17 protein-coding genes are annotated in these 18,118 nt (G+C 59.2%); 3 read left to right on the top strand and 14 right to left on the bottom strand.

Going from position 1 to position 18,118, the window contains the following annotated elements; all coding sequences use genetic code 11:
- Nucleotides 1-5 precede the first annotated feature (5 nt).
- Nucleotides 6-266, top strand: coding sequence for a hypothetical protein (locus ABIE40_RS00695; protein ID WP_199629817.1), 261 nt, complete (start codon nt 6-8; stop codon nt 264-266).
- A 400-nt stretch (nt 267-666) separates the two neighbouring features.
- Here the strand turns inward: ABIE40_RS00695 and ABIE40_RS00690 are convergent, their stop codons facing one another.
- From ABIE40_RS00690 to ABIE40_RS00670, 5 genes are all read right to left on the bottom strand, one after another.
- Nucleotides 667-2,148, bottom strand: a complete 1,482-nt coding sequence (locus tag ABIE40_RS00690; RefSeq protein WP_199629818.1) for a DUF5906 domain-containing protein — start codon at nt 2,146-2,148, stop codon at nt 667-669.
- A gap of 157 nt (nt 2,149-2,305) precedes the next feature.
- Entirely contained in the window at nt 2,306-2,977 is a 672-nt protein-coding gene (locus tag ABIE40_RS00685) for a hypothetical protein (RefSeq protein WP_199629819.1), read from the bottom strand.
- Between the two features lie 238 nt (nt 2,978-3,215).
- Complete coding sequence (locus ABIE40_RS00680; RefSeq protein WP_199629820.1) at nt 3,216-3,392, bottom strand: helix-turn-helix transcriptional regulator; 177 nt, start codon at nt 3,390-3,392, stop codon at nt 3,216-3,218.
- Nucleotides 3,393-3,646: 254 nt separating this feature from the next.
- Nucleotides 3,647-3,940 carry a helix-turn-helix transcriptional regulator gene (locus tag ABIE40_RS00675; RefSeq protein ID WP_199629821.1) on the bottom strand — a complete coding sequence of 98 codons (294 nt, stop codon included), beginning with the start codon at nt 3,938-3,940 and terminating at the stop codon, nt 3,647-3,649.
- Between the two features lie 60 nt (nt 3,941-4,000).
- Nucleotides 4,001-5,203 (bottom strand): tyrosine-type recombinase/integrase, encoded by a 1,203-nt coding sequence (locus ABIE40_RS00670; RefSeq protein ID WP_199629822.1) that lies wholly within the window; start codon nt 5,201-5,203, stop codon nt 4,001-4,003.
- Between the two features lie 348 nt (nt 5,204-5,551).
- On the opposite strand from ABIE40_RS00670, the gene ABIE40_RS00665 reads away from it, so the two are divergent.
- Nucleotides 5,552-6,277 carry a hypothetical protein gene (locus ABIE40_RS00665; RefSeq protein ID WP_199629823.1) on the top strand — a complete coding sequence of 242 codons (726 nt, stop codon included), beginning with the start codon at nt 5,552-5,554 and terminating at the stop codon, nt 6,275-6,277.
- Here the strand turns inward: ABIE40_RS00665 and ABIE40_RS00660 are convergent, their stop codons facing one another.
- A complete protein-coding gene (locus ABIE40_RS00660) occupies nt 6,278-7,519 on the bottom strand; it encodes a DUF763 domain-containing protein (protein ID WP_199629824.1) in 1,242 nt (413 codons plus the stop codon). It abuts the gene before it with no gap.
- A gap of 105 nt (nt 7,520-7,624) precedes the next feature.
- Complete coding sequence (locus ABIE40_RS00655) at nt 7,625-8,665, bottom strand: glutamine synthetase beta-grasp domain-containing protein (RefSeq protein ID WP_112714086.1); 1,041 nt, start codon at nt 8,663-8,665, stop codon at nt 7,625-7,627.
- Nucleotides 8,666-9,056: 391 nt separating this feature from the next.
- Here ABIE40_RS00655 and ABIE40_RS00650 point away from each other — a divergent pair, with 391 nt between their 5' ends.
- Complete coding sequence (locus ABIE40_RS00650) at nt 9,057-9,251, top strand: DUF2735 domain-containing protein (protein ID WP_112714088.1); 195 nt, start codon at nt 9,057-9,059, stop codon at nt 9,249-9,251.
- Nucleotides 9,252-9,256: 5 nt separating this feature from the next.
- Here the strand turns inward: ABIE40_RS00650 and pncB are convergent, their stop codons facing one another.
- The 7 genes from pncB to ABIE40_RS00615 all read right to left on the bottom strand — a co-directional run bounded on the left by pncB (nt 9,257) and on the right by ABIE40_RS00615 (nt 18,005).
- Nucleotides 9,257-10,561, bottom strand: coding sequence for a nicotinate phosphoribosyltransferase (gene pncB, locus ABIE40_RS00645; protein WP_112714090.1), 1,305 nt, complete (start codon nt 10,559-10,561; stop codon nt 9,257-9,259).
- A 157-nt stretch (nt 10,562-10,718) separates the two neighbouring features.
- A complete protein-coding gene (locus ABIE40_RS00640) occupies nt 10,719-11,084 on the bottom strand; it encodes a flagellar basal body-associated FliL family protein (RefSeq protein WP_130279346.1) in 366 nt (121 codons plus the stop codon).
- Nucleotides 11,085-11,179: 95 nt separating this feature from the next.
- Nucleotides 11,180-12,139 (bottom strand): 2-hydroxyacid dehydrogenase, encoded by a 960-nt coding sequence (locus ABIE40_RS00635; RefSeq protein WP_199629825.1) that lies wholly within the window; start codon nt 12,137-12,139, stop codon nt 11,180-11,182.
- A gap of 8 nt (nt 12,140-12,147) precedes the next feature.
- On the bottom strand, nt 12,148-13,785 hold the full coding sequence (locus tag ABIE40_RS00630) for an ABC transporter ATP-binding protein (protein WP_199629826.1): 1,638 nt from the start codon (nt 13,783-13,785) through the stop codon (nt 12,148-12,150).
- Entirely contained in the window at nt 13,782-14,930 is a 1,149-nt protein-coding gene (locus tag ABIE40_RS00625) for an ABC transporter permease (protein ID WP_199629827.1), read from the bottom strand. Before ABIE40_RS00625 ends, ABIE40_RS00630 begins: the two co-directional genes overlap by 4 nt.
- Nucleotides 14,930-16,018, bottom strand: a complete 1,089-nt coding sequence (locus ABIE40_RS00620; protein ID WP_130279349.1) for a microcin C ABC transporter permease YejB — start codon at nt 16,016-16,018, stop codon at nt 14,930-14,932. Before ABIE40_RS00620 ends, ABIE40_RS00625 begins: the two co-directional genes overlap by 1 nt.
- Before the next feature lie 151 nt (nt 16,019-16,169).
- Nucleotides 16,170-18,005 carry an extracellular solute-binding protein gene (locus ABIE40_RS00615; RefSeq protein WP_199629828.1) on the bottom strand — a complete coding sequence of 612 codons (1,836 nt, stop codon included), beginning with the start codon at nt 18,003-18,005 and terminating at the stop codon, nt 16,170-16,172.
- Nucleotides 18,006-18,118 lie beyond the last annotated feature (113 nt).

Here is an 18,118-nt window from a genome sequence, read left to right as displayed (position 1 = left end):
TATCTATGGATTATTTAGCAAGCCCTTACCTAAAGGCGCAGACGGCAATCGCCTCCCTGAAGGCAGCAGTTTATGAAACGCTCGCATTGGCTAATGGAAACGGACTGAGAAACGTTGATATTGGGAAAGCACTTGGAATTTACATGGGCCATGTTGATCACGAAGGGCATATCTCGCGAACGATTTTGGCTCTGATGGAATCCGAAGGCACCGTTCAACAAGACAAAACCAGCAAAACCTGGACCTTAGCCCGGCATGGTGACTGACCGTCTCCGCTGAGCCATCCAAATTGCATGCGTCTCAGCATTTCCCGGCAGTATGGAGAGCAGCGGACCAGTACGCTTAGGATTGCTTAGCTCTCCTGAAAGGCTAGTCCGGGCTGGTCCAAGTACCCTTGAGGCAGACAGACCAAGAAAATCATTCATTTACAATAACTTATCTTAATGGTCCAAGCGGTCCAAGAGAAAGTAAAAGTCCTGTATAAAAATAGCGTTGGTCCAGGCATAAAAAATCCCCCTGAAACACGAGGTGTGAAGCACGCTCCACCCGGACCAGGGCGGTTTTCCCTTTGAGAGTCATAAACTTAATCCGGCCCGAACCGGTCCACTGGTACGGGTTACCTCGGACCAGAAAACAAAACACCCGCCGCGAGGGCGAGCGTCTTGGTCAGGCTTCGCGTTGCTGGAATAAATCTGGCATATTCCGAGACGTGGCGAATGCGATCCGGGCCGCCTTGAGGCCGGGAAGCTTAAAGATCGGCGCCCGGTATCCTTCATCATCGCGGGCGGCTTTCGAAGACATGGCCCCAGATAGTTCCATGAACCGCTTACAGAACAGCGCGAAAGTGAAGTGATTGCGCACGCCGCTCTTTCGGCATTTCTCCTCGTAGGCTTCAAAAAGCTGGTCTTTCCGAACGGTGCTTTCATCCATCGAAATGCCGCCGTATCCGGCGCCAGAGAGCAGATCGTAAACGAACCGCTCGAATGGATCAAAGCTAAGCGCCTTTTGCTCCTGCAAGCCGCTCGTCTGCGGAACGTTACGGAGGTTTAGGCCGCCAGAGTTCCAATCGAGAAGCACGCGCAATAGCGCCTCATATCCTCCGTTCCGAAGCTCATCAACGATCGCGGAAAAATATTCAGTGTCCTGCATGCGGGTGTCGCTGACATCCAGCACGAAATAGCGGCGCTCATCAGCCGAAGCCGGGACCGCCCAATCGTTGTTTGTGATCATTGCAATACGGCAGAGCGATGGCAACTCGATTGCATCAACGCCCTTCGCCTCGACCGTGATCCGGTCGGAGGTGATCAGGTCTTTTAACGCGCCTTCTGCGCCCTTGTCCCCCGCCCAATAGGTCTCTTCGGAAATCACGAAAAGCTTGTCTGCAAGGTGCCTGTTGAAATTGCCTGTTAGCTGCTTGCCGTGCGCGATCTTGATAGAGTGATGCCCGAAGAGGTGAGCGAGCGCGTCAACGAACATTGATTTGCCCGTTCCCTTTTTCCCGCGAAGCACCAAGGCAACTCCCTTCTTCTTGCCGGGGTCTTGCACCATATCGGCCGCCCACGCCATCAGATAGCGCGCGTGTTCTCTATTGCCGTTGCAGAGATTGTCGCGAACGTGGTCGAGAAGCTTTCGGCAACGCGTCTTCGCCTCCTCAATCGTGCCGTTCAGAGGCTCGACTGCGAAGCCTTGCCATAGATTGAAATAGGTATTCGGCGCATTCATGCCCGGCGAAAAGGTGATGCCTTCGTACTGGCGACGATCCGGCGACTTGAACCAGATAGACGCGATCGCCTTAAATGTGGCTGACGTACTGCCGTCCTTCTCCTGCTTCTGGATCAGCACTGGGGGCTCATTCTCCATCCAAGTTCTAAAGGCGTTCACGCTCATTGCCTGAACGTCACGGCCGTTTCGCTCGTCTTTGCCCTCACGCATGATCACAAGGCCCCCGCCCTGAATGACCAGAGCGTATGTTCTATTGATTTTCTCGATCCGGCGCGCGAGTTCTGCGCGGCTGTCCTCGATCGTCACGGGAGCTTCAGAAGCGAACCGGCCATCGATAGGGGGCGAGCTATCGACTAGATCATTGTCCGGATCCGCCTTATAGTATGTGGCGCTGGTTCCGTGGTCGCTGTAATTAAAGTCGGTCATTGCCTTTCTTTCTCGCGGCCGTCTTTCGCTTGCGCCCCCGATGACGCCGCGCCAGAGCAACCGTGCTCAATGTGAGGCGCCTAGGTTCTTGCCGTTGCCCTGGCGCCTTTTCCTTGGGCAATTGGCCCTGTTTTTGAAATGTGCGTGAAACTTCTTGCTAGGCAGCTATTTGCATCTGGCGGGGCCGGGTCGCACCCAGCACATCAATGACACGCGCGATCAGTTTGACCGACACGTTTTTGTAGCCCTTAGACCGAAGCCAGAGCTTTGCGCTCTTGTGATCCTCACGCGTGACGGGCCTGGGGGTCCAGCCAGCGCCAGCGGTCGGCGGCGGACGGAGACGCATAACGCGGCCGACCCGGCCGTCGAACGCGAACGCCTGCGTGTTCGATACGACGTCCTCAAGCTCTCTCGCCCACGGCATAGACATGTCCAATTCGTCTTGTGGCATCCTGCCGCCAGACTTCGGCAGCTTTCCATTGCGTTGCAAGATAGCCCGGCGCTTCAATTCTGCGCTAAGGCCCAGCCGATCGACAATCACGCGCTGAAGTCGACGTGTCTCAGCGCAGTAACGTGGCGTGGCGCCGTCATCGTATAGAAACAACCATGACCCGGGCCACCGCTCTTGCCGCGTCGGATCGACAAGCTGGACGCCAGCTTTGCTGAGCTCGCATATCGGGCGATATTCTCGATCGAAGATGATCGCGGAGCCGTCTTGCAGCACGCTGAAACCGTAGGGCAGCACCCGCCAGCCCGTTTCCCGCATATCTGCGCCTTCCCATTTCGCGGCGTCCGTCTCGAAATTACCCGGCAGGTAGGTTAGCAGCATGGAGTCAGCCTGTGCATGCGTCCAACCGTGGCGCATAACAGCGTAATGGCACCTCCAAGAGGGAGGGTTCTGCTCGCCATTTTTCCATTGGTCAAATGTGTAAAGAGGACAACGTTGCACTTGGTTTACTTTCGTTGAGTCTCGCACTTGCCCCGATACAAGCACTAGCGTAAAAGTCGCTCACTTTCGTTTGAGAAACGCCCGGTGTGTGGTTGCGCCGGGCGTTTCTTTTTGCGCGTCATGCTGCCGCCCGAAGGCCTTCAACAAAGGCTTCAACGTCCGCAACGCGGAAGCGTAGGGCACCGCCGATCTTGATTGGCTTCAGGTCGCCAGTCCTGATCAGCTCGAACACCTTGGACTTTCCGATCCCCAAGGTGTCTTGAAGCTCGAAACGATCGATAAGTAGTTTTGTCATGTGGGTCTCGCTCGTGGTCTGTTTTGGTCTGCCAAGGTCTAATCGCCTGTTCGCGCGTCGCTGTCATCCGCTGAAAATTACGCATTTAAAAACTAAATTTACGCATAGGTCTTGCTACGACCGTTTCCCTATCTCGGCATTGGGTCGTCCTCGTTTGGCGGGTTAATCCGGCGATCCGGCCCGCACCGCTGCGGACCGGATCAAACTAACAAGCAAACAGTTGTTGTCACCAAATAAGCCTGGGAGGCGCGCCGTCACTCGGTCGAGTCTGCTCTTTGCTGCCGGGAATCAGCGAACGCACGCTGGGATACGCAATCTTGTCCCACTTCAAGCTGATCAGCATCAAGCATGAAGGCAGCAGCGACGCGCGTATCAATATTGGCATCAGCAGAAAGAAAGCGATCAATATCTTCGGAGCGCCAGAGGATTCGGCGGCCGATCCTGACGGGCTTTGGGAATTTTCCCGCCTTTTGCCAGCGCCAGATTGAGACCTCAGAGACCGGCACGCGCTTGCGCACCGCGTCGATGTTCAGGAGTTTGCCATTCATAGGAAAGCCTTCCGGTTTGGTTTGCCGGAAGACTAAGGGGGAAAGGTTGCCTGCTTGAAGTTACGCGAGATTACAAAAGCTCGCCCAAGCCTGCATTAGCTCCCGGCGCTTTTCGAGGGCGTCGCCGCGACGATAGGCGCGTTCCGTCTCATCGCCTACGATGTGGGCTAGCGCGGCTTCTGCGACCTCGCGCGGGAAGGTCGAGACCTCTCCGCACCAATCGCGGAAGGAAGAGCGGAAGCCGTGAACGGTAACGTCGCTCTTCATTCGGCGCAGCGTCATATCCATCGCCATATTTGAGAGCGGCTTATCTTTTTTCGCTCCAGGGAAAACGAACTGTCCCGGCAGAGAGCCGAGTTTCTGCATTTCCGTGAGGATCGAAATGGCGGCGTCTGATAGCGCCACGCGATGTGTCCGGCCTGCCTTCATTCGATCGGCCGGGATCGTCCAAACCTTTGCGACCATGTCGATTTCCGCCCATTTCGCGCCGAACGTTTCGCCAGATCGAGCGGCGGTTAGAATGGTGAACTCAAGCGCCCGAGCCGATACCGCGACGCGACCCCGTAGCGCCGTCATAAAGGACGGAACTTCAGTATATGGCATGGCCGCATGATTGCCGCGTGTCAGCTTGTGACGTTTCGGCAAAAGCAACGCTAGGTGACCGCGCCACACGGCTGGGTTTTCCCCCGATCGGAAGCCCTTGGCCTTTGCTGCGTCAAGCACGTATTCAATGCGGCCACGGATGCGTGAGGCGGTTTCAGATTTGGTTGCCCAGATCGGTCGGAGTATCTTCAGAACGTCGTCAGTGTCGATTTCGTTGACGGCCTTCTTTCGGATGGGCTTGCAATAGGTGTCGCCCAGCGTCATGCGCCACTGAGCTAGATGCTTTTCGTTCCTGAAACCGGGCGCCATTTGGTCGATAAGTTCGTCAGCAAAAACGCCGAACTCTGGCACCGTGACGACGGCTCGACGGGCGGCCATTGGGTCAACGCCTTCAGCGATGGCGGCGCGCGCGTCGGTCGCTTTCTGCCGTGCGTCACCAAGGCTGACAAAATCCACCTTCACCCCCTTCGGAACATTGACCGGCGCGTAGGCGCCAAGCCCCATTTCCTTTTGCTTGCCGTGCCAACGGTACATGAACACCCATTGACGGCGACCGTCAGGAAGCACCTTCAGATAAAGGCCGCCGCCGTCACTGTGGCGGCCCGGGTCTTTAATTGCCTCGACTGTCTTTGCCGAGAATTTATTAATCGGTCTTGCCACTTCACTTGCCTGTCGGTTTCGAATTGATCCTAGCAATGATCCTAGCAATTCGGCCGGTCTGGCGCAATCTGGCTTGCACCATCGCGAACCGTATGCTTCTTAAAATGTTTGTTTTCAAGCAACTAGAAAGACCGCACGGACCCTAGCGAACCGTGCAAGACTTTAGTTAGGCGGACACCTTGTCCGCCATTTTTCTTTTTTCCCGACATTGCCATGCATTGCGGTTGCCGCACTGCACGACGGATTGCCTGTCGAGCCGCAGATTTTCTAGAATTTGCGCTGGCTCATTAGCACCTTATTCAACCAATGAGGGCATATTCCCTGCGTTGCGGTAGGGAACTCAACTTCATGACTATATTCGGCGAGTCCAAGCTGGGACGGATTGGCTATGCAATCCTGCTGGTCCTCATGTTCTGCTTCGATTTCGCCAAAGACCCGATCGAGCGCTTCATCATGGCTCAGCATGACCAAGCCGCACGCGAGCTCATGGCGCCTCGGCCGGTTAGCGATACTGCGGTTGGTGCGAAACGACCGGCCGGCAACGGCAAGAACATGCCGCTGATGTTTCCAGGGCAGGAGAAAGCTCTGAACGACCTCGTTGCTTCCGGCCGCAAGCCGACGCCGGAGGACATGGAGAAACTGCGAGCCGCTACGGCTGCCGGCGCGATGAGCATGATTCTGGGCGGCGGCGCCTCGGTCGATCGCCGAGCGGCGGACCTTGCGGCACGCCGGTCAATGTTCGAAACGCTTCACTTCATTTCGGTGATCGCGATGACGGCCCTAACCGTCATCGGTCTCCTTTACATGGTATCGAGCAGGATTCGGCACATCGGCTGGCCGCAATATGTGATGCTGGTGCCACTTGCGCCCGTCTTCATCCCGAAATTCGTGGCGATCCCGCTTCCCGACATTGCGATCCAAGGGATCGCGATATTCTTCTACGCCGTGCTCCTGGTTCTGGCGTTTATTCCGGGAGACGGCCCGCGCCCTTCCGACCGCTACCCGATGGGAGCCAGAGCGCCTGCACCTGCCAAGCGCAAGCCGGGGCAGTTCGGCAGGCTCGGCACGGAATAACTACCGCTCCTCCCCCTCCCAGCCGAACACGCTGCGACCGCCCCATTCCGGCGAATTCCTGAATTCGCCGGCAACGATCTCCTTGAGATCGGGGCCTGTGACATAGCGCTCCAGCTGGCGGGACTGGTCGTCGAGGCGCTTGAGCGCCTCAAGCTCTTCCTCGCGCCCGAGGCGACCCTTCTGGACCGCCGACTTCATCACCTTGATGGTTTCGTCGTAAACCTTCAGCGGCACGGGGAATGGATGGCGGTCCTTGCCGCCGTGGGCGATCGAGAAACGGGCGGGGTCGGAGAAGCGGTAGGGCGCGCCGTGGACGACCTCGGCGACCATGGCGAGCGCTTGCACCGTGCGGGCGCCGACACCGGGGACGAGGAGAAGCTGCTCGAAATCTTCAGGGCCACGATCCGCCGCGGCCGCCAGATTGCCGTGCAGACGCTTCATGTTGACGTCCTTTTCGCGGACATCGTGATGGGCGGGCATGATCAGGTGCGGCAGGAGCATCTGGTCGGGCAGCGGCGCAGGCTTTCTCGTGTCAAGCGCCAGTGCTGCGGCTTCGCGGACGATGCGGTCGGGGCCGAGCGTTGCGAGGAGATCGAGCTGTCCGGCGCGGGAGCGCTCGGCACGTCTGTCGGCGAGGTTGACGATGTTGCCCTGCGTGCGGCCTTCGATCGCCGCATGCGGCGAGTTCACGAAGCTCTCCAGGCCCTCGGACAGCCAGTGATAGCGGCGGGCCTGCCTGTTGTCGCCGTTCATGCCTTGCTGAACCACCACCCATTTGCCGTCGTCGGTGACGATGAAGCCGTGGAGGTAGAGGTCGAAGCCATCCTGGAGGGCGGCGCTATCAACCTTGGCGACGAGGCGGCTTGCCTGCGCCAGCGCAATGCCGTCGATGCCGACGCGGTTGCCGATCGCGGCCAGCTCGTCCGGGGTGCGCCGCGACTGGGCGCCGCGGCCGCCGCAGACATGCAGGCCGAGCTCGCCCGAGAGCGGCGTCAGCCCGCGCTTCAGCGCGCCGAGAACACTGGTGGTGATGCCCGAGGAATGCCAGTCCATGCCCATGACGGCGCCGAAGGACTGGAACCAGAAAGGGTGTGCGAGACGGCGCAGAAATTCGTCGCGGCCGTAGTGATGCACGATCGCTTCGGTGACGAGTGCACCAAGCTTCGTCATCCGGTCGCCCAGCCATTTGGGAACCCTGCCGCCATGCAGGGGAAGATCGGCGCTGCCTGCTCTTTGAGCCATGGACGCAATTATAGCTGCGTCGCGCAGCCGAAGGAATCCGGTGCATCAAAAAGAAAACGCCGGCTGCAAGCAGCCGGCGCCCTTGGGAGGAAAACCCTTTTAGCCTCAGGCAGCAGCCGAAGCCGAACCCGACAGCGGAACTTCCGAGATCGTCTTCAGAACCTGGGAAGCGATCTGGTAGGGGTCGCCCTGAGAGTTCGGGCGGCGATCTTCCAGGTAGCCCTTGTAGTCGTTCTTGACGAAGGAGTGCGGAACGCGGATCGAAGCACCACGGTCAGCAACGCCGTAGGAGAACTTGTTCCACGGAGCCGTTTCGTGCTTGCCAGTGAGGCGCTTGTCGTTGTCCGGACCGTAGACAGCGATGTGAGCGTCGAGGTTCTTTTCGAACTGCGCCATCAGGGCTTCGAAATAAGCCTTGCCGCCAACTTCGCGCATGTACTTGGTCGAGAAGTTGCAGTGCATACCCGAGCCGTTCCAGTCGGTGTCGCCGAGCGGCTTGCAGTGATATTCGATGTCGATGCCGTACTTTTCAGTCAGGCGCTGCAGCAGGTAGCGTGCCATCCAGATCTGGTCGGCGGCCTTCTTGGAGCCCTTGCCGAAAATCTGGAATTCCCACTGACCCTTGGCCACTTCGGCATTGATGCCTTCGTGGTTAATGCCGGCAGCGAGGCACTGGTCGAGATGCTCTTCGACGATTTCGCGGGCAACCGGGCCAACGTTGGACGAGCCGACGCCGCAGTAATACGGACCCTGCGGAGCCGGGTAGCCCTGCTCCGGGAAGCCGAGCGGACGGCCGTTTTCGTAGAAGAAGTATTCCTGCTCGAAGCCGAACCATGCATCTTCGTCGTCGAGAATGGTCGCACGGCTGTTGGAAGCGTGCGGGGTAACGCCATCAGGCATCATAACTTCGCACATGACGAGAACGCCGTTCGTGCGAGCCGGATCCGGATAAACTGCAACCGGCTTCAAGACGCAATCAGAGCTGCGGCCCTCGGCCTGCATCGTGGACGAACCATCGAAGCCCCAGAGCGGGAGCTGCTCGAGCGTCGGAAACGCGTCGAATTCCTTGATCTGCGTCTTGCCGCGCAGGTTCGGTACAGGAGTGTACCCATCGAGCCAGATGTACTCGAGCTTATACTTTGTCATTGGCCAGTCTCTCAAACGTGTGCGTGTCACAAATCCTGAGGGTGCGTTTCACCAGCGGATGCACACTAACAAGCACGTAGCGTGCCAGTTCGAAATCCGCCCTTCAGGGTGCGTCAAAACGCGCAGGCAGGGCGCCGGCGAGACCGGACGTTAACTTTCAATGAAAGCGGGGGGTTAGGCGGGAACTGGCAGGCGATGGCTGCGTTTTTCTTTCAAAGGTCCAAACGCCTGAAAAAGATGCAGGAGCCACAGAAGTTTTCACACATTTTATCAACTGCTTACGAAGCCCACAATAATTGCCTATATTTTGAGCCATTTGCGCAAATCATGGGCAATCTGTTATTATCACTGCCCGGATGACCGGTACGCATAGATAATGGAAGGCGATAGGATGCCGACAAGTTTTCAAGGCGAATCCGCAAAGATCTACCAGTTCCCCGTCAAGTTCCGCCGTCCCGGCGAGCGCTTTGGCGCGAAGGATCCGCTCGCGATCGATCCCAACATCTGCGATGCGGCTTTCGACAGCTGGTATCACCAGGATGCGATCCGCGAAGAGGAAGAAGACAAGCGCAAGCCGCACGCCTGATCACATCAGACGAACACTTCCTGATCGACGCGATCTTCCGCGCCGAAGAATTTCAGATAGCGCTCGACTTCGGCCGGCTCACCTGTAGCCTTTTGCGGATTGTCTGAGAGCTTGACTGCAGGGCGGCCATTGGCGTCGCTGACCTTGCAGACGACGGAGATCGGGTTCAGCCCGGAGATTTCGGTCGGTGCGCAACCGGCGAAATCATTCGTCAAGTTGGTTCCCCAGCCGAAGCTCATGCGGACCCGTCCCTCGAAATGCTTGTAGGTGTCGATGATCGCGTCGACATCCAGCCCATCCGAGAAGATCAGAAGCTTCTGGCGCGGATCGCGGCCCATCTTCTTCCACCACTCGATGATCTTCTCACCGCCCTCGACCGGCGGCGCGCTGTCCGGACGGAAGCCGGTCCAGTCGGCAACCCATTCCGGCGCGTCGCGCAGGAAGGCCGTGGTGCCGAAGGCATCCGGCAGGACGATCAGCAGGTTGCCACCATAGAGGCGGTTCCAGTCGCGCAGAACCTTGTAGGGTGCCTTGGCAAGGTCGTCATCGGTCTGCGCTAGCGCTGCGGCGACCATCGGCAGTTCGTGGGCATTGGTGCCGACGGCTTCCAGATCGGAGTCCATGGCGAGCAGAACATTGCTGGTGCCGGTAAAAGCCGGGCCGATACCTTCCTTCAGCGCCTCGACGCACCAGCGCTGCCACAGGAAGCTGTGACGGCGGCGCGTGCCGAAATCGGAAATCCTGAGACCCGGGAGTTCCTTCAATCGCTCGACCTTGGTCCACATCCGGGCCTTGGCACGGGCATAGAGAACATCGAGCGTGAAGGGACCGAGCGCCTTCATCGCCGAGCGCGAGCGCAGCTCATTGATGATGGCCAGCGCCGGGATTTCCCACATCGTCGTCTCCTTCCAGGAGCCGTGGAAATCCAGAACGTATTGGCCATCCTTCTTGGAGAGCTCGTATTCGGGCAGCTGGAAATGCGAGAACCAGGCGAGGAATTCAGGCTCGAAAATCTGGGCGCGACCATAGAAGCTGTTACCGGCGAGCCAGATCATCTCCTTCTTGGAGAGACGCAGCGTGCGTGCGTGATCCAGCTGTTCGCGCAACTCGCCCTCGTCGATCTCTTCGGCGAGGAGTACCCGCTTCGTGCGGTTGATCAGCGTGAAAGTTGCGTTGACGTCGGGATAGAGCTTCCAGATCATCTGCAGCATCAGAAGCTTGTAGAAGTCCGTATCGATCAGGCTGCGGACGATCGGGTCCAGCTTCCAGGCGTGATTGTAAACGCGTCTTGCGATATCGGTCTTGGCCATGCTCCACCCCATGCATACCGGCCGGGTGCGCGGCACATGACGGCCGGTCCTGTGCGTCTTCTTATCGAAAAATCATACGGTAAAGTCCAGTGCAAATACAAAGCCCTGCCGCGGGAAGCGGCAGGGCCTTTGATAATCGCCTAGACCCAATACCCCATTACTGCGCAGAGGGCGCTGCCGGTGTCGCCGGGGTCGCAGGCTGGGCGTTGCCAGCGGGAGCCGAATTGTTCGGCGTTTCGGTCGGTACGCCATTGCCATTCTGCAGCGACGGGGCTGCCGGCGGCGCCGGCTGCTCAGACTGCAATTCCTGGCCGGGCTGCTGCGGCGCAACTTCGTTGGCCTCACGCTTGCCCCAGATCTCGACCGGGATCCAGACAATGAAGGCGAGCACGAGGGCGACGATCAGAACCGTCAGAATACGCTTGCCGGTCCGGCCCTGCTTGGCCTTGACCGGGGAAATCTGCTCTTCCTCATGCAGCTTGCCATCGGATTTTTCCCAGCGGGTTTCCATCTGATGCGCCATGCCTGTCTCCTTCCGATTTCTGGGCAGCCGCGATGCGGTCTGCTGCAGAGCCTACGGAAGAACAACGAAAAGAGGCTGCGAAGGTTCCCGGCCGGTCAGTAACCGGCGGTGCGATCGACCAGGAACTGCAGGGGCTCGCCGCGCTCGAAGCGGGCGATCTGCTGCTCGACATGGCGGAAGAGCGCATTTTCTTCCGAGATCGCCGCGTCATGGGGGGTGATGAAAACGCTGTCGAGACCCCAGAGCGGATCGTTGGCCGGCAACGGCTCCACCTCGAAGACGTCGAGCGAGGCGCCGCCCAGAATGCCACCCTCGATCGCCGAAACGATATCGGCCTGAACCTGGCTCTTGCCGCGCCCGGCATTGATGAAGACGGGCTTGCCGAGGGCGCCGCCCTGGCGGAGCTTGCCGAACAGGCCGGCATTGTAGAAGCCCGTCGTCTCCGGCGTCAGCGGCAGCAGGCCAACGAGGATATCGGTCTTCGACAGGAAGAGATCGAGGCCTGCAGCATCGAAAGTCTCGACGCCCTCGAGTTCCTTCTTCGTGCGCGACCAGCCGATAACGTTGAAACCCATGACCTTGAGCTTGCGGACGGCGTCCTGGCCGAGCACGCCGAGGCCCATGACGCCGACGGTGAGTTCAGCCGCTTCCGGAGGCGCCATCTTGCCCCAGATGCGATCGCGCTGGTGCTGGTCGTGGCCGCGCTGATCGCGCAGGTGCATGAGGCACTGCATGACCACCCATTCGCTCATCCGCACTGTCAGGCTGCGGTCGACGAAGCGGACGATCGGCACATCGGGCAGGCCCGGCAGCGTCATGATGCTATCGACGCCGGCGCCGCCGGAAAAGATGATCTTCAGGTTCGGTGCGCGGTCGAAAAGATCGGCGTCCGGCTTCCAGAGCAGCGCGTATTCGCAGGCGCTGAGATCCCTGCCCTTGGTCTCGGGATCGGCGAGATTGATGCTGCCGCGATCCGCAAAGGCGGTCTTCAGGATGCGGGCGATGCCCTCGGGGTTGAACTTCAGATCGACGAGAACGGGCGGTCTTGCGGACATGGTCTTCTTTACTGCTGCACGGCAGGCGTCGGCACTGCCTCGATGTTGAATGCGGCGGCCATCAGCGCCTTGGTGTAATCGTCCTTCGGCGCACTGAAGATCTCGGCCGATGGCCCCTGCTCCACCACCTTGCCGAAGCGCATGACGATGACATCGTTGGCGAGCGCTTTGACGACCTTCAGGTCATGGCTGATGAAGAGATAGGCGAGATCATGCTTCTTCTGCAGATCGCGAAGGAGATCGACGACCTGCGCCTGGACGCTCATGTCGAGCGCCGAGGTCGGCTCGTCGAGCATGACGAAGCGCGGCTTCAGCACCATGGCGCGGGCGATCGCAATGCGCTGCCGCTGACCGCCGGAAAATTCATGCGGGTAGCGCCAGCGGGTCAGCGGATCGAGACCGACTTCCTCCAGCGCCCAGCAGACGCGCTGGTCACGCTCCTCGTGCGTGAGCGAGCGCTCATGTACCTTCAGGCCCTCAGCGATGATATCGCCGACCGACATGCGCGGGCTGAGCGATCCATAGGGATCCTGGAAGACCACCTGCAACTGGTTGCGCAGCGGCCGCATCTGGGTGAAAGAATAGCTCGCTATATCCTTGCCGACGAAGCTGATACGGCCCTTCGACGAGATCAGCCGCGTCAGCGCCAGTCCGAGCGTCGTCTTGCCGGAGCCGGATTCGCCAACGACGCCGAGCGTCTGGCCGGCGCGCAGCGACAGATCGATGCCGTCGACCGCCTTTACGTGATCGACGACCTGGCGCATCAGCCCGGCCTTGATCGGGAACCAGACGCGGACATCGTTGCCTTCGATGACGACAGGCTTCGAGGGATCGGCGAGCGGCGGCTCTCCGCGCGGTTCGGAAGCCAGCAGGTGTCGGGTATAATCGTGCTGAGGGCGGGTGAAGACTTCTTCCACCGTGCCGGTTTCGACGATCTTGCCCTTGGTCATGACGCAGACGCGATCGGCAAATTTGCGGACGATGCCGAGATCGTGGGTGATGAAGAGCATGGACATGCCATGCTCGCCTTTCAGCTGGCGCAGAAGCTCGAGGATCTGCGCCTGGACGGTGACATCAAGCGCCGTCGTCGGCTCGTCGGCGATCAGCAGTTCCGGGCGATTGGCGAGCGCCATGGCGATCATCACGCGCTGACGCTGGCCGCCGGAGAGCTCGTGCGGATAGGCCTTCAGCCGCTTCTCCGGCTCGCGGATGCCGACCTGATTGAGTAGTTCGAGCACACGCTTTCGCGCGGCGGCACCGGTTACGCCCTGATGGAGATCGAGGATTTCGGCAATCTGCTTCTCGATCGAGTGGAGCGGATTGAGCGAGGTCATCGGCTCCTGGAAGATCATCGTGATGTCGTTGCCGCGCACCTGGCGCAGCTCCTTGTCCGATGCCTTCAGGAGATCCTTGCCCTTGAACAGGATCTGGCCCGTCGGGTGGTTCGCCGAGGGATAGGGAAGCAGCCGCAGGATGGAGTTTGCCGAGACGGACTTGCCGGAGCCGGACTCACCGACCAGCGCGACGACTTCGCCCTTGCGGATGTCGAAGGAAATGCGATCCACAGCCAGCGATGTTTCGCCGCCCTGATGAAAGGCGACGGACAAATCCTTGACCGAGAGGAGGGTTTCAGGGCTCTCGCTCATTGGAAGGTCTTTCTTGGATCGAAGGCATCGCGCACGGCCTCGCCGATGAAGATCAGCAGCGAGAGCATGATCGACATGGAAAAGAAGGCGGTGAGCCCGAGCCACGGCGCCTGCAGATTGGATTTGCCCTGCGCGATCATCTCACCCAGCGACGGCGAGCCTGGCGGCATACCGAAGCCGAGGAAGTCCAGCGAGGTCAGCGTGGTGATCGAGCCCGAGAGAATGAAGGGCAGGAAGGTCAGCGTCGCGACCATGGCGTTCGGCAGCAGATGGCGCCACATGATGGTTCGGTTGTTGACGCCGAGCGCGCGGGCGGCGCGGACATATTCGAAGTTTCTGGCACGCAGGAATTCGGCGCGCACGACACCGACGAAGCCGACCCAGGAGAACAAGAGCATGATGCCGAGCAGCACGAAGAAGCCCGGCGGCAGGATCGCGGCGATGATCAGCAGGATGTAGAGAACCGGCATCGATGACCAGATCTCGATAAAGCGTTGCAACAGCAGATCGGTCCAGCCGCCGAAATAGCCCTGGACCGCGCCCGCCGTCACCCCGACGACTGCCGAGCAGATCGTCAGTGCCAGGCCGAAGAGCACGGAGATACGGAAGCCATAGATGACGCGGGCCAGCACATCGCGTGCCTGATCATCCGTGCCCAGCCAATTCAGATTGCCATAGTTGCAATTCGGATCGTTGACGCCCTGCGGGTAGCCGGAGCAGCGTTCCTCGGAGCTCATCAGCCAGAAAGGCGGCGTCGGCGCCGAGCGCGGAATGTTCGAATTGACCGACCGGTAGGAGTAATGGATCGGCGGCCAGATCATCCAGCCATTGGCATTGATTTCGTCGGAGATGACATCAGAGCGATAGTCCGTCTCCGCCAGGAAGCCGCCGAATTTCTCTTCCGGGTAATCGATAACGACGGGGAAGAGGATCTCGCCCTTGTAGGACGCGATGATCGGCTTGTCGTTGGCGATCAGTTCGGCAAACAGGGTCAGCACGAAGAGGACCATGAACAGCCAGAACGACCAGTAGCCGCGCCGGTTCGCCTTGAAATTCCGCCAACGGCGGACGTTTGTCGGCGACAGCAGGCCCCTGCGCGGCGGCTTGACGGGCGTCGCCGTCGCAGGATTTGCAGCGGTATCCATCAGACGTCCCTCCGCTCGAAGTCGATGCGGGGATCGATCCAGGTGTAGATCAGGTCCGAGATCAGGCTGACGAAGAGGCCGAGCAGCGAGAAGATATAGAGCGTCGCGAAGACGATCGGGTAATCGCGGTTGACGACCGAGAGATAGCCGAGGCGGCCGAGGCCATCGAGCGAGAAGATGTTCTCGATCAGCAGCGAACCCGTGAAGAAGGCCGAAATGAAGGCGCCGGGGAAGCCGGCGATGATGATCAGCATGGCGTTGCGGAATACGTGACCATAGAGCACCTGGCGTTCATTCAGGCCTTTTGCGCGCGCCGTCGTCACATACTGCTTCTTGATCTCCTCGATGAAGGAGTTCTTCGTCAGCAGCGTCGTCGTGGCAAAAGCGGCGAGCGAGAGCGAGATCAGCGGCAGCGTCAGATGCCAGAAATAGTCGAGCGGCTTCTGCCACCAGGCGAGCTGGTCGAAATTATCCGAGACCAGGCCGCGCAGCGGGAACCAGTCATAGAAGGAGCCGCCGGCGAAGAGAACGATCAGCAGGATACCGAACAGGAAGCTCGGAACTGCATAGCCGACAATGATCACGCCCGATGTCCAAACATCGAAGGTCGAGCCGTCCTTGACCGCCTTGCGGATGCCGAGCGGAATCGAGATCACGTAGGAGAAGATCATGATCCAGACGCCGAGCGAAATCGAGACCGGCAGCTTATCCTTGATCAGGTCGAGAACCGAGGTGTTGCGGAAGAAGCTCTCGCCGAAATCGAAGCGGATGTAGTTCCACATCATCTCGCCGAAGCGAGTGAGCGGCGGCTTGTCGAAGCCGAACTGCTTTTCGAGCTTGGCGATCAATTCCGGGTCGAGGCCCTGGGCGCCGCGATATTTCGAGCCTTCATCACCGCCTTGTCCCAGCAGATCTCCACCACCGCCGGAAAGGCGCTGGTCGGCGCTGTCGGCCTGACCGGTCAGCTGGGCGATCACCTGCTCGACCGGGCCGCCGGGCGCAAACTGGATGACGGTGAAGGAGATCGCCATGATGCCGACGATCGTCGGTATCATCAGAAGCAGGCGGCGAAGGATATAAGCTCCCATCAGCGCGCGGCCTTCCAGGTCTTGAATTTCGCCGGGATGCGCATCCTGTCAGAAGTCTTCAACCGTCGAGCCTTTCGCCGGTTAACCCGGCTTCTTCATGGTGATTCGAATGGACCATTTGGACCCCAGCGGCCCTGCCAATGCAAGTCCGCTATTTCGCGTCCTTCGACCACCAGACCTCGGGGAAGCCGATGGAATATTCGGGATAAGCGGCCGGATGCGTGAGCTTGTCCCAATAGGCGATCCAATAGGTTTTTCGGTAGAACAGCGGAATGACGTAGTGATTGGCCAATAGCACGCGATCCATCGCCTTGATCGCGGCGACCTGCTCGTCGCGGTTGGGCGCAAAGATGATCATCTTCACCAGCGCATCGACTGCCGGGTTAGCGATGCCGGCATAGTTGCGCGAGCCCTGCTGATTGACAGAACCAGAACCCCAGTAGTCTGCCTGCTCGTTACCGGGGTTCATGGTTTCACCCCAGACATTCCAGATCATGTCATAATCGAAGCTGCGCGCCCGGTTTGTATATTGCGAGGCATCAACGGTGCGGACCCGCGCATCGATACCGATCTTTTTCAGGTTATTGGCATAGGGCACGGCCCAGCGTTCCAATATCGGACTGGCAAGCAGTATTTCGAAACTCATCGGCTGACCCGTCGCGGAGCTCACCATCCGGTTGCCCTTGATTTCCCAACCGGCCTCTTTTAGCAGAGCAATCGCTTTGCGGAGATTGTCCCGGCTCTTTTGCGGATCGCCACCGACCGGGTTGGTATAGGGCGTCGTGAATATCTCCGGCGGCACCTTGTCCTTGAGACCCTGCAAAAGCTCCAGTTCACGGCCTTCGGGAAGGCCGGAAGAAGCGAGATCGGTATTCCAGAAATAGCTGTCGACGCGCGTGTAGCTGCCAAAAGCCACCGTGCGATTGATCTCTTCGAAATCGAAGCCGTAGTTCAGCGCTTCACGTACGCGCTCATCCTTGAAGAGGTCACGCCGCATGTTTGGCACCAGGGCCTGCATGATCCCTGCCGCGCGAAGCGGATTGGGGACGTCTTCCTTCTTGACCCGGCCATCCTTCACCGCGGGAAAGTCGTATCCCGTGGCCCAGCGGCTGGCCTGTGTTTCCTGCCAGTAATCGGTATTGCCGGCACGAAACGCTTCGAACTCGACGTCGCGGTCGCCGAAGTATGTGTAGAGAATATTGCGAAAATTGTTCTGGCCGACGTTTACGGGAACGTCCTTGCCCCAGTAGTCGTCACGCAGTTCGTAGCGGACGGTCGCGCCGGCGGAGAAGGCGGCAATTTTGTACGGTCCCGACCCCATAACAGGCTCAAGCGTCGTCTTGGAAATGTCGCGTGGCTTTCCGTCGGCGCCCGTGGCTTCCCACCAGTGCTTCGGCAGGACAATAACCTGGCCGAGAATGTTCGGCAGTTCCTTGTTGTTCTTCTCGTCGAAGGTGAATTTCACGTCGCGCTCGCCGACTTTTTCGGCCTTCACAACGTGCTTGTAATAGTTCGACAGAAGCGGATTGAGCTCTTTCGACTTGTCGAAGCTGAAGATCACATCATCCGGGGTGACCGGCTGGCCGTCGGCCCATTTGGCCTCGGCGCGGAGCCGGAAGGTGGCGCTTGACACGTCGGCGGGATAGGAAACCCCTTCGGCCAGCAAGCCGTAGGATGAAAGCACTTCGTCGTCGGCTGACTTGAGCAGCGTCTCGAAGACAAGGCTCAATCCAACCGCGGCATCTCCCTTCGAGAGCAACGGATTGAACGTATCAAAAGTGCCTGTGGTCGAGAGCTTGGCATCGCCGCCCTTCGGCGCATCCGGATTGACGTAGTCGAAGTGCTTGAAGCCGGGCTGGTACTTGAGTTCGCCGATGGACGACGTGCCGATCTGGAAGGTCTGCTCCTGGGCTTTGACGGGCAAGGCCAGTGCGCTCAGTGCCACGAGAGCAACAACCAGACTTTTCTTCGACCCCACAAATGCCATTCGCCAACCCCTATTGTTTCGGTTTCGGCGAGAATAAGGAAAATGGCGGCGAAAAACAGGAGAGAGTTTGGTTTTTGCCGTTCTCGCGAAATTTTGACTAGTCGTTCGGAGCC

The organism is Rhizobium sp. OAE497 (assembly GCF_040546565.1).
GTDB lineage: Bacteria > Pseudomonadota > Alphaproteobacteria > Rhizobiales > Rhizobiaceae > Rhizobium.
This window is presented reverse-complemented; position numbering and strand designations above follow the sequence as displayed.